Raw genomic sequence first — 13,137 nt, 5'->3', positions numbered from 1 at the left:
GGAATCGACACGCCAGCAACGGACTCCGTCACAGCCGACCTGTTACCCAGTACGTCCAGCTGCGTCAGCTCATCCTCACCCAGGATGTCGAACGAAGCCAAAGGACGATCCGGGCCCGCCGCCATCGCAATCAATAGTGTCTGGAGCCATACCAGGATTTGCTTGGCCAACCGCTCGTCGAGGACCGCCATGCGGTATTCCAGCCGCACCCTCAGCTGTGGACCGGGCCAGATCTGTAAGGCGATTGGATAGTGAGTGAACTCGCGACTTGAGGCTATGCGTACGCTCAGTCCGTTTGTCTCGAGCTGCCCGCCGGACATCCTCAGTGGGTAGTTCTCGTAGACGAAGAGGGTGTCGAACAGTTGTTGATGTCCCGCGGCGCGCTGGATATCGGCCAGGGCCACGAACTGGTGGTCTAGCCCATCGTGGTAGTCGTCCCGCAGCATGCCGATCAGTTCAGCCGTGGTCGTCGTCGCGGTCAGGGATGCTCTTACCGGGACGGTGTTGATGAACATGCCCACCGCCGACTCGCTGCCGAACAGTTCTGCTGGCCGCCCCGATACGGTAGTGCCGAAGACGACGTCTCCGCTGCCAGTCAATGCGCCCAGCAGACGGCCCCAGGCGGCCTGTAGCACGATGTTCATGGTCGTGTTTTGCGAGCGAGCCAACTGCTCAACAGAACGCGTGACGTCGATAGGGAGGTCGACTCGCAACAGCGATCGCGCATCAGTGAAGCGATCTCCTGGATCTAACAAGGTCGGCGTTTGAAGTCCCGCCAGCAGCTTCTGCCAATGCCGCCGCGCCGCGCTCCAGTCCTGGGCGGATAGCCACTCGACGTAATTTCGGAAGGTGGGCGCGGGTGCCAGAGTCTCCCGTTCGTAGACGGCGAACATCTCTTTGAGCAGAATCTGGATTGACCAACCGTCCACCACGATGTGATGGACGGATAGCACCAGCGTGTGCTTATTCGTCCCAGTCTGATGAAGGAGAATCCGTAGCGGTGCCTCATCTACGAGGTTGCCGCAGGCGGCGAGCTCTGCATCCAGCAGCCTCTGATCGCACTCGTAGCCGTTAACTACCGTCCACGGTATGTCTGGGCGTGTCGGAATGATCTGCACCGGCTCGGGGAAACCCTCGGAGACGAACCGAGCCATTAGGTTGGGGTGGCGTCCGACGACTGTATGAGCGGCCTCGCGCAAGCGCGGCACGTCGAGTACGCCAGCAATCTCGATACCCAGTTGCACGGTGTACAGCTCTACGGGTTCATTACTGCCGGAACGGCGATGGAAAAGCAGCCCGGTTTGAAGCGGAGTCAGCGGGAGAAGGTCTGCTGGTTCCACGATTTGTGCGAGTTGATCGATCTGCCGCTGATTGACCACCGCCGGCAGGACGTCGGAGGGAGTCAGTCCTCCGCCGCCGTTCTGCACGTACGCCGCAATTCCAGCTAGAACGTCATACCAGCGCGCGTACAGCTCGGTGATATAGGAGCGATCCACCTGTGTGCTCGTCCAACTCCAGGACACGTGTAGTTCTGACTGCGAACCTTCGGCTAGCACGGCTGCATTGATGCCGACTGTGTGCGGCAACAGCATCGAGCGGGAACCAAAGCGTCGAGCATCAGGCGATTCAGTCGGTCCGAGGATCCGCCAATCTTCGAGGGGTGCGTCGAGCTGGCTCACGCTGCGCCGGCCGAGGTAGTTGAAGCCGATGGCGGGATCTACGCCAGACAGATTGTTGGTGCCTAGATACTTGAGAAGACCGTAGGTGATTCCGTCGGGGTGGGCACGCAGCTGTTCCTTGGCGTCCTTTATCCAGATACCCATGTCCGAGCCCCCGGTCAGAACAGTGTCACGGTCCATGGGTACGACGTTCAAAGCGACCGGGTGCTTTGCGGTGAACCATCCGACGGTGTTGGTCAAATCGATCCCACTGCCGATTTCATCGCGACGTCCGTGGCTCTCCACGTCGATGCGGAAAGGGACGTCGAAGTGCTGGTGCTGTTCAGCGAGGGCAGAACCGAGTGCGATGAGCAGCAGATCCTGAACGTTGATGTGCAGAGCCGCAGTCACGTCGGTTACCAGCACTTCGGTTAGCTCCGTGTCGATGCTGACCGACAGATGCTCCACATCGCGCCAGATACCAGGAGTCGGGTGCGGGCTGGGCAGCAGGGTGGCAACGGCTTCAATGCGCTGCCAATGCGGAAGCTGGTCAGTGACTTTCCGCTCGGCAGCGTACTGCGCCAACATCGTTGACCACTCACGGAACGAGGTGCCGCTGGCATCCAGGGTAATTTCTCGCCGCTCGGTGAGGCAGCGCCAACCCGTTGCGAGATCCCTTTGGATGATTCCCCAGGAGACCGCGTCGACCGCGAGGTGGTGGACGATGAGCAACAGCTGGCGGGTGCGCTCAGCCCACAGCCCATGCACCATGGCTCCTCGACGCGGGTCAAGACGGCTCAAGGCATTGGCAAACGTGGTATCGGAGAAGTCCACGACGGGGGTTACACAGTCGGCTGCGCTGATCGAGCCTGTTGGTAGGACGATGCAGTTGTCCGCGTCCTCAGTCGGGGCGTTGTCCACCTGCAACCGGAGCATGGCGTGCCGATCGACCAATGCCTGTAGTAACAACACCACGTCGCTGTACTTCGCCTGCTGCGGCCCCTGGAACAACATGGTTTGGTTGAACTCGTCTGTCGGTGCCGTGAGAGATGCCAGCCACCGCATGATCGGCGTTGCCGTGACGGGCCCAGCCTCAGCCGGCCGAAGGAGAGACTGCTCCGGGACCGAGAGCTGGAGAGCGTGGGCAAGTCGTGCCACGGTTCGCTCCACCAGGATGTCGCGGGGCTTGCAGTACAAACCGACTTGCCGGGCCCGGGACACCACCTGAATGGACGAGATGCTGTCGCCGCCTAGATCGAAGAACGAATCGTCGACTCCAACTTTCTCCACATTCAGTACGCGCGCGTAGATGTCAACCAGGCTCTCCTCGAGTGGAGTAGTCGGTGCTCGGTATTGGTTCGATTGTCCTAGTTGAGGTACCGGAAGCCTCTTTTTGTCAAGCTTGCCGTTACTCGTCATGGGCAATGCATCGAGGACCACGACCGCCGCAAGCGACATATATTCGGGCAGCCACGCGTCGGTCAAGCGGCGCAATTGGTTGCCATCCAACTCGCCCGCCCAGTCTGTGTGGGGAACGACGTAGCCGATCAGCCGTTTGTACCCTGGGTGGTCCTCATGGACGACGACCGCAGCCTGTCCTACTCCGGGGGCCGTCCGGAGCACCGATTCGATCTCACCGATTTCGATGCGGTAACCACGAATCTTCACCTGATCGTCAGAGCGACCCACATACTCCAGCTCGCCGTCGTGATTCCAACGAACCAGATCGCCGGTGCGATACATCCGCGAACCCAAAGGGCCGAGCGGACACGCGACGAATCGCGATGCCGTCAAGCCCGGCCGTCGCACATAACCGCGTGCCACACCCCGCCCCGCGACATACAACTCACCAACCACACCGATCGGAACCCGCCGCAAACCGGAATCCAACACAAACAACGCAGTGCCGGAGCCAGCGGCACCGATCGGCACTGCCCCTGTAGGGACTAGCGGTTCGGTCATCGAAACGTAGACGGTGCACTCGGTCGGGCCATAAGCATTGATCACGGCTCGCTCAGGCGTCACCCATCGCTCGATTAGCTGGGCTGGGCACGTCTCTCCCCCGAGTAGAAGTAGCGCGATCGACGGTAGCCCCTCGGGAGACAGCCGTGCCAACGCCGACGGTGTCTGGGTCAGCACCGTTACTTCTTCGTTTACGAGCAGGTTATGGAAATCGGAAGGAGAGTAGGCAACCTCTTCGGGAACCACGACCAGCCGTCCCCCGTGCAGAAGCGCGCCGCACATCTCCCAGACCGCGAAGTCGAATGCGTATGAATGGAACAGCGTCCATACGTGGTGGTGGGGTTCCAGAGTGCCGGTGGTCGGGTCCTCGACATTGGCGAGGCGCGCGATGTGGGTAGCGATGAGGTCATTGACGCCGCGGTGGGTGACCGAGACGCCTTTGGGTGTGCCTGTCGTTCCTGAGGTGTAGATGATGTACGCGAGGAGGTCAGCATTCGGCACCGGCAACGTCGTCGTCGGCTGTTCAGCGACCTTGGGATCCTCGACATCTATCAGTGGGACCCCGGACTTACTGACGCGACCAGCGAGGCTCACCGTGGTCAAAATCGCGGCCGGCGCAGCGTCTTGTAGAACGAATGCCAGGCGCTCGTCAGGGGTGTTGATGTCGATCGGCAAGTAAGCAGAACCCAGCTTCAGCACCGAAAGTATGGCTATCACAGTGTGTTCCGAACGTGGCAGCAACAGTGCAACAACGTCCTCTACTCCCACCCCACGCCCAGCCAACAAATGAGCCAACTGCGTCGATGTGTCGTCCAACTCCTGATACGTCCACGACCGACCCTCGAACACCACCGCTATGACGTCCGGCCGCACCCTCACCTGCTCGGCGAACAACTCCGGAATCGACACGCCAGCAACGGACTCCGTCACAGCCGACCTGTTACCCAGTACGTCCAGCTGCGTCAGCTCATCCTCACCCAGGATGTCGAACGAAGCCAAAGGACGATCCGGGCCCGCCGCCATCGCAATCAATAGCTGCTGCCACCGAGCCGCCATGCGCTTTACGGTCTCGGCGTTGAAGATGTCGGTGCGGTACTCGACGATTCCGCTGATCCCATCGGGCTGACCGTCCGCAGTGAACCGCTCGCGCAGGCTGAATGCCAGGTCCATTCGAGCGGCTCCGATGTCGACTGACGCCGTCTCCACGTCGAGACCCGGCACCGAGATGTCGGGGACCGGGTCGTTCTGCCAGGCGAACAGGATTTGGATCAACGGATGGTGAGCCTGCGTACGGACCGGATTGAGGCGCTCGACAAGCGCATCGAACGGCACATCTTGGTTCGCGAACGCGTCCAGGCTCCGCTCCCGTACCTCCTCCAACAAATCACCGAAGTTCATCTCGGCTGAAACCCGCGTACGCAACACCAGCGTGTTGACGAAAAACCCGACCATGCCGTCAAACTCGGTTCGCCCCCGCCCCGCCGTCGGCACCCCGAACGCCACATCCGCGCTCCCGCTCAAACGCGCCAACAGCACCGAAAGCGCCGCCGACATCACCATGAACGTCGTCGCATTGCGTTCCCGCGCGATCCGCTGCGCCAATTCATGGAAATCCGCGGGCAGGTCGACGACGACTCGACCCCCATTCGTGTCGGTCTCCGCCGGGTACGACCGGTCCGTGGGAAGCTCCAACCTGCTGGGTAGATCTTTCAGGGCGTGTTCCCAGAATTTCAACTGCCCGGCGAGCACGCTTTGCGAATCCGCTTCGTCACCCAGCAGAGCGTGTTGCCAAAGCGTGTAGTCGGCGTACTGGACGGGAAGTGGCGACCAGGAAGGCGACTCGCCCGCAGCGCGGACTCCGTAGGCGCTCCATAGGTCACGCAGGAGCGGAGGAAGTGACCCCCCGTCGACTGCAATGTGGTGCATGACCACGACCAGACGATGGTCAGTGGCAGACACGACAAACAGCGCCGCGCGGAAAGGAAGGTCTTCGGCTAGGTCGAAAGCATGCTGACCCCGAACACGCGCTGCGTCGGATATTTGAAGTTCCGTCCAGGTGGTGGCGTCAATGATGTCCCAGTCGAAGTCAGTCTCAGCTGCAAGGACACGCTGCTCCGGCACACCAGCCACCGCTGGAAACACTGTCCGCAGACTCTCGTGCCGCTCCACAACATCAGCGATCGCCGCGCGCAGCGCACAGACATCCAAAGAACCGGTAATCTGAATCAGTAGCGGTATGTTGTACGTCGCCGACTGCCCTTCCATCTGGTGGATGAACCACAGCCGACGCTGAGCGAACGACAACGGCAATCGCTTGGGACGAGCTACTGGGACCCATGCCACGCCGCCACCCGGCGATCCACCCACCAACCGTGCGAACCCCGATACCGTTGAGGCTTCCCAGAGCGCCTTCACGCCGATCGATGAATCAAACGACTCCTGCACGGCCGCGATCACTCGCATCGCCGATAGCGAATTTCCGCCGAGGTCGAAGAACGAGTCGTCCACCCCTACCCGCGGTAGGTCCAGCACACGCGCAAAGATTTCAGCCAAAATTCCCTCAACCAAGGTCGACGGATTTCGGTAGGATCCGCCTGCGAACTCTGGATTCGGCAATGCCTGCTTGTCTAACTTGCCGTTGACCGTAAGCGGTAGGTCATCGACGATCATCACCACTGTGGGGACCATGTACTCCGGTAGGTGCGCGGCCACATCACCACGCACCACAGCACCATTTACTTTTGGACCGGTCTCCGCAGGTACGACGTAGCCGATCAGCTGCTTGCCCGAACTCGAAGACCTCACCACGACCGCGGCGCGCTCCACCCCCGCGACACGGGAAAGAGCAGCCTCGACCTCACCCGGTTCAACACGAAAACCACGGATCTTCACCTGGTCGTCCGAGCGGCCCACATACTCCAGCTCGCCCTCGCGGTTCCACCGCACTACGTCACCCGTCCGGTACATCCGCGAGCCCGGCGGGCCGAGCGGAGAAGCAACAAACCGCGACGCCGTCAGCCCCATGCGTTTCAAGTAGCCCAGGCCGACACCATGACCTGCCACATACAACTCTCCGACTACTCCTACCGGCACGCGGCGGAGACCGGTATTCAATACGAAGAAGGCAAGGTCAGCAAGCGGACCGCCCACGGGACTGACATGGCTGTCGAGGTCAGAAGAAACGATCCTCCGGAACGATGCGTGGACGGTGGTCTCTGTGGTGCCGTACATGTTGATCAGGTGCGGCCAGGAATCCAGCTGATCTAGCCAAGGTCGCAACTTCGACGGTTCGAGAGCTTCGCCTGCGAAGACAATCGCTTCTAGACCGCTCAGCCGAGACTCGCCCGGCCGGCGCATGTCGACTGCCTGCAGAGCATAAAATGCTGACGGTGTCTGACTCAGAACGGATACGTTCTGGTCTCGCAGTAGTTGATGAAAGTCGTTGGCGGACTGGGCAATTTCTCCAGGTACGACAACCAGTCGGCCACCGTGTAGCAGCGCGCCCCACATCTCCCATACCGACACATCGAACGCGTAGGAGTGGAAGAGTGACCACACCTGGTTTGAGGACGGCACGAACCCCGGAGCCGTCGAGCTGAACAATCGCGTGACGCTCGCCTGGGTAACGGCAACCCCTTTGGGGACACCGGTGGTACCGGAGGTGTAGATGATGTACGCGACTTGGCCGGCCTCTGGCGCAGGCAGAGCCGTAACCGGCTGCACGGCAATCGCGTCGTCGTCGACATCCACAACTTCGATACCAAAACAGTCTACCCGGCAAGTCAGTTCGGCAGTGGTCACGAGGGCAGCTGGAGCGGCATCGCCCAAGATGAACGCCACCCGCTCATCGGGGTGCTTGATGTCAATGGGTACATAGGTTGCGCCCAGTTTCAACACTGCCAGGATCGCGATTACTGTCTTGTTGGAACGCGGGAGCATGAGAGCAACAACTTCTCCTCCGCGTACCCCACGAACGGCTAGTAGATGTGCCAGTTGCGTGGAGGCCTCGTCAACTTCCCTGTAAGTCCATACCTGATCCTCGAAAACCATGGCGTGCGCTTCCGGCGCTCGATTCGCCTGTGCTGCAAACAGTTCGGCTATGGATATACTGGCGGCAGTCTGAGAGTGCGCAGAACGATTGCCCAGGCGGTCAAGATGAGTGTGTTCGTTTCTGTCTAGTACGTCGATCGAGATGACTGGCTGGTCGATCACGGCGATCATCTCGGCGATGATTCGCCCAAGCCTGACGATCATGGTCTCGACCGATGCAGCGTCGTAGACATCAGAGCGGTACTCGACCACTCCGTCGATTCCCTGCGGCTCGCCGAACTCGGAGTACCGCTCCCGGAGACTGAAGGTCAAGTCCATCCGGGCCTGTCGAGAAATGGTGGGTACCGCCTCTGCCAGCACCCCCGGCAAGTCCAACTCCGTGGAGATCTGGTTCTGCCATCCGAGCATGACCTGGACCAGTGGGTGATGCGATTGTGACCGAGCAGGTTTGACGAGATCCACCAGCGCGTCGAACGGGACATCCTGGTGGGCCAATGCGTCCAAAACCGCGTCCCGTACTTTTTGCAAGAGGCGACGGAACGTCGAACTGGCAGACACATCAACGCGGAGCACTACTGTGTTGGCGAAGAAACCGACCATCTCCGCAAGATCAGCGTCACGTCGGCCCGTAGTTGGAACACCGAAAGCGACATCGGAGGTGCCGCTTAGTTCGGACAACAGCACCGCCAGCGCCGTCGAAATCACCATGAAGCCGGTAGAACGATGCTCCCGGGCCAACTGTCGCACCTGCTCTTGCATCGACACGGGCCATTCGATGGGGATTCGATTGCCTCGATAGTCGGCCACGACCGGATAAGGGCGGTCGGTTGGGAGCTCAAGCCGCCCCTCGTATCCGGCTAGCGTGTTCTTCCAGTAAAGGAGGTGCCGGCTCAGCGCACTGTCGGGGTCGGACTCGTCGCCGAGCGACTCACGCTGACGGAGCGTGTAATCCCGATATCGCAATGGCAACGGCACCCAGGCAGGCACCTCTACGCCCACATGGGCCCTGTACGCCAGCCCGACGTCGCGTACGAGGGGCGTGAGGGACTGGCCGTCTGACGCGATGTGATGCATCAGGAGCACCAATACATGCTGATCGGCCGATAGTCTGAAGAGCTGCGCTCGGAACGGAATCTCAAAGCTGAGGTCGAATTTGTATCCCACTGCCTGTGCGACTGCATCGTTCAACGCGTCTGTCGACCACCCTGACGCTTCGACTACGTCCCAGCCGAAGTCTGCGTCGGCCGAGCCAAGAACACGCTGCTCCGGCACACCCTCATGGGAGGGGAAAACAGTCCGCAAACTTTCGTGTCGACTCACGACATCGCCGATTGCCCTGCCCAGCGAATGAACACTGAGCTCACCAGTCAGGCGTAAGACCAGAGGAATATTGTAAGTTGACGACAATCCCTCCAACTGGTGGATAAACCACAGCCTACGCTGCGCAAAAGACAACGGGATCAATGCTCAACCCTTTCAGCGCCCAGCAAAACACTTCCTTGCGAACCACTCGGGTGACCACCCTCAGCGTTAGATTCAGACCCGAAATATTTCATCAGCAAGCTACAACAAGTCGACGAGCTCGGCCGACATAAATTCGCGCATCCCGATGGCCCCCGAAACCAAACCGAAGTACCGAGATGTAAGTTCGGGCGAATTGGCAATGGCATGCAGCATGCGCAACCGGGACTTCGTCGGTTGAAGCTTCGCCAGGGCGAGAGTACTCATGTACGGCTCCTCTAGAACAGCTCCTGTCGACAGTGCAAAGTGCACCATCGCCTCATCTACTGCGACCGAGTTCCCGACATCCACCCCGGAAATAGAATCGGTGAGCAGGTCGGCTTGAATCAGCGCATTGGTGATGCCGCGGGCGCTGATCGAGTCAAGGTGGTGAGCCGCATCCCCCGTCAATGCCCAGCCCGGACCGTGCGATTTACGGAAATAGTTGCGTTGGTCCCCCGTACCCCACCACCGATCCACTCGGTCGAGTGCCATAATTTGTTCGTATAAATCCGGCGCTGTCGATTCGATCGCGGACAAGTACGCCCTCTGCGGGTCCCGCCGAACGACCGAGAATTCGCTCTGCGGCAGGTAAGCTGCCACAATTGTCAGGTCGTCATGTGTTGGAATACGGGCTATCCAGCGGCCGACTCGCTCATGGAATCCGAATCCTGTTCGCAAGCCTTGCCAGAAGGTGTAGTACACGCAGCTTGCTATGGGTGCCGATCGGAGGATCGGTGCCTGAACAAGTTCCGCGACCTTTGATCGCATACCGTCGGCCCCAATAACCAATCGAGCAGACACCGATGTGGTCGAATTTCCACTCCGGAGGCGAACTCCGGCGACGCGTTCGTCGTGCCAAATCAATTCTAGGACCGACGTCCGATCCGAGAACTCCGCGCCCGCTGACACGGCAGCTCGAATGAGTAGATCGTCGAGTATGTACCGCCGTGGTGCGTAAGCGGCATTAACACCGTCCTTCGCCGGGGTAGCAGCGATCAGACTCAGTCCATCCACATCGTGACTAATAGTGCCCAAAGGCGGACAACCGGAGGCCACAACATCATCGAGCATCCCCCACTGTGCGAGTCTCACGACCCCAGGGTGCTGGATATACAACGTGGACATGGTGTCCGCCGGAAAGGAGGCCCTATCGACCAGCAGAACACTTCGCCCCTGTCTGGCTAACAGCAGTGCCACCGAAGCGCCGGCACATCGCGCCCCAACAACAACAACGTCGTAATCCATTACCAACCTTCTGGCTTTCTCTGGCGATGACACCGACTTGGTCACGTTCGCCGGTCGGCTCTTTTGCCGGATTTTGGTCCGGAAGCAATCCCCCGGAATCCCAACTTCATTCCGAAGGTAGAACGATTGACCTGCTCGACGAGTCGGAATGGCGGCGGACAAGGTGCGTGAGAGCAGTAGCACAATTTATAAACTCCGCTTGCATCCGTAAACCGATGAACAGACCAGGCCGAAATGGCTGAGCCGGTGCGAAATTGAAGGTTTACAAATGGCGGGCACGGAATGCTCTTTTGGCGCAAAAGGCTCCCGGGCCGTGGGTTCCGTCGGTGCGTCCGACATGTCCCCATCAGAAGTTGTTGTAGTCACCATGGCTGTACTCCCGCATGAACGAAGCTAGTTCTTTGCCTCGCCCGGCGTGGTTCGCGCTGAAGTGGTCCGCCACCCGTCGCCTGGTCTCGAGGTTCTGCTCCTGGCTGAGCTTGAACATGCCATCCGCCGATTCCACCTCAAAACTGAATGCACCCACAGCCGGACCGATCCTTCGGTAGTGGTCCAGCGAACTGTCCATCTCCCACCCGCTGCCGAATTTCTGCTCGTACGTACTGACTGTCAATTGAACGACCTTGAGCGTCTCCTCGAAATCGGCAACAGGTTGCAGCTTTCCTCGGAGATGTACCGAGACGTAGTTCCAGGTCGGTGCTACAGAATCGCGTTGGTAGACACTTGGGGTGACATACCCATGAGGCCCGGTGAAAATAAGTTGGGCATCCGCACCGTCGACGAGCGAGTCCCAGTGGGGATTGGCCCGGTTCATGTGCCCAAACAGTGTCGATCCTTCTAAGTCCTCGCTCTCTGAAGGGGCGCAGGGAGCACAGATGACTGGCAAATGGGTGGCGTACGGGGCCTTGGGGCCGTTTGAGATCAGAGCCGCAAAAGGGTACTGCGCAACCACGCGGCGCAGCCATGTCCGATCACTTGCCTTGTAGATCCGGGGGACGTACATGGTCATCTCCTGAGAATGGATTGGGCGATTTCACCGGATCTGACTGCAGTGTTGGACAGGAGACCAGCAGAAAGTCCATGGCTGTGTTCGGTACTGGCACCGTGCACATAGATACCGGCGCGCACCGCATCCGACGTCGTCACTCGGTAGTCGCGTCCCACGCTGAGCCGTCCCTGCTCGTCGTGCTTACATTCGCGCATCAGGCCCTGGAGTAGCGGTGCCGGGTCACTTGGCCGGTAGCCGGTGGCGTAGACGATCACGTCTGCTTCGATGGTATGGGTCAGACCGGTGGCCGAGGATGTGACCTCGACCCGTACGCCGTCTGTGTCCTCGTCGACGGATGTGACGCGCGAGGTGTTGATCATCCGTAACCGCTGTTTGCCCAGGACCTTCTCCTGGTAGCTCTTGAGATACAGCGACTGTGAAATATCGAGATCGACCACTGAGTAATTGGTGTTGGCGTGGTATTCGAGGAGCCTCTGCTTCTCGTCGGTCGGAGCGGAGAAGAACCGGTCAACTCCCTCCGGATCGAAAATTCCATTCGCATACGGGCTGTCATCGGCGACGCTGTAGCCGTAGCGGGACAGGACGGTGTGCACATTGGCGCGAGGGAAAGTCCGATGAAGGTAGTCAGCAACTTCGGCGGCACTTTGGCCAGAGCCCACGACGACAAAATTTTGAGGGACGTATGTAACTGCGGCTGCTCTGCCCAGCAGTTGGGAGCTGTGCCAGATCCGCTCAGATCTGTTGACACCATCGGGAAGTCGAGGCGTCAAACCCATTCCGATCACGATGTTCCGCGCCCGCTGAACAACGTCATCTGGGCCGACTACATCGACGTACTCCACCACGCCATTCTCGACTACTGGTCGGATGTCTTTGATCTCGGACCCGTACGAGACGTTTGACTGAAATTGGCTAGCTGCCCACTCCAGGTAGTCATGAAACTCCACCCGCAGTGGGTAGAGAGTTTTGCTGTTGATGAACTCAGCAATTCTCTCTTTCTCTCGGAGGTAGGACACAAACGTATACCGACTCATCGGATTGCGCATGGTGGCAAGGTCTTTGAGAAAAGAGACCTGCATGGTCGCATCCTCCATGAGCATCCCACGGTGCCAGCCGAAACGAGGCTGGAGCTCGTAGAACTTCATGCTGAACTTTGCCGGCACCGGTCCGGGCTGGATGGACTCTTGAAGAGCTATCGCGAGAGCGAGGTTGGAGGGTCCAAAACCGACCCCAACAACGTCCGCGACGGACGAGCCTGACTGTGCTCCCATCGAGCTACGACCTAATTTCGTTGTGGTAGGCATCGGCTGGGATGCCCTCAACCGAATTGGTCGTTCCCGGCCGCATAGTTGGTCCGACATTAGTTGTCTGGCTGCGGTTTTCGGCCTGAGCAATGGCGAGTGACTTGGGGCGCAAATCGGTCCAGTGGGTGTCGACGTACTCCAGACAAGCAGTCCGCTTGGCCTCGCCGAACACTCTTGACCAACCGGCCGGGACGTCGATAAAGACCGGCCAGAGAGAGTGCTGCCCCTCCTCGTTGGTGAGAACGAAATAGCTGCCGTCTTCATCGTCGAACGGATTGCTCATGGTCCTCGCTTACTCGGAGAGTTGCAGTACGCCTGCTGTGCATTTCGGTACCAGTCGAGTCTGCCTAGCAGCGAATACGTTGGTCCCCTTTGTGGCACGAAGGGAGTAGGTAATACCTCAGAA

The 13,137-nt window shown here is 59.6% G+C and carries 4 protein-coding genes and 1 pseudogene; all 5 read right to left on the bottom strand.

Features of this window, described 5'->3' with window-relative positions; genetic code table 11:
- Positions 1 to 68: 68 nt before the first annotated feature.
- Positions 69 to 9,125 (bottom strand): annotated as a pseudogene (locus tag CH273_RS22500) (amino acid adenylation domain-containing protein); the annotation flags it as partial.
- A 108-nt stretch (positions 9,126 to 9,233) separates the two neighbouring features.
- Positions 9,234 to 10,418 carry an NAD(P)/FAD-dependent oxidoreductase gene (locus CH273_RS22495; RefSeq protein ID WP_015586168.1) on the bottom strand — a complete coding sequence of 395 codons (1,185 nt, stop codon included), beginning with the start codon at positions 10,416 to 10,418 and terminating at the stop codon, positions 9,234 to 9,236.
- A 346-nt stretch (positions 10,419 to 10,764) separates the two neighbouring features.
- Positions 10,765 to 11,427, bottom strand: coding sequence for an FMN-binding negative transcriptional regulator (locus tag CH273_RS22490; RefSeq protein ID WP_202902192.1), 663 nt, complete (start codon positions 11,425 to 11,427; stop codon positions 10,765 to 10,767).
- Positions 11,424 to 12,698 (bottom strand): lysine N(6)-hydroxylase/L-ornithine N(5)-oxygenase family protein, encoded by a 1,275-nt coding sequence (locus CH273_RS22485; RefSeq protein WP_015586166.1) that lies wholly within the window; start codon positions 12,696 to 12,698, stop codon positions 11,424 to 11,426. The genes CH273_RS22490 and CH273_RS22485 overlap by 4 nt, the downstream gene beginning before the upstream one ends.
- Positions 12,699 to 12,702: 4 nt before the next feature.
- On the bottom strand, positions 12,703 to 13,014 hold the full coding sequence (locus CH273_RS22480; protein WP_015586165.1) for an MbtH family protein: 312 nt from the start codon (positions 13,012 to 13,014) through the stop codon (positions 12,703 to 12,705).
- Positions 13,015 to 13,137: the final 123 nt, after the last annotated feature.

This window comes from Rhodococcus sp. 05-339-2 (genome assembly GCF_002258965.1).
Taxonomy (GTDB): domain Bacteria; phylum Actinomycetota; class Actinomycetes; order Mycobacteriales; family Mycobacteriaceae; genus Rhodococcoides.
Note: the sequence above shows the minus strand (reverse complement) of the source record. Positions and strands in the feature narration are given on the sequence as shown.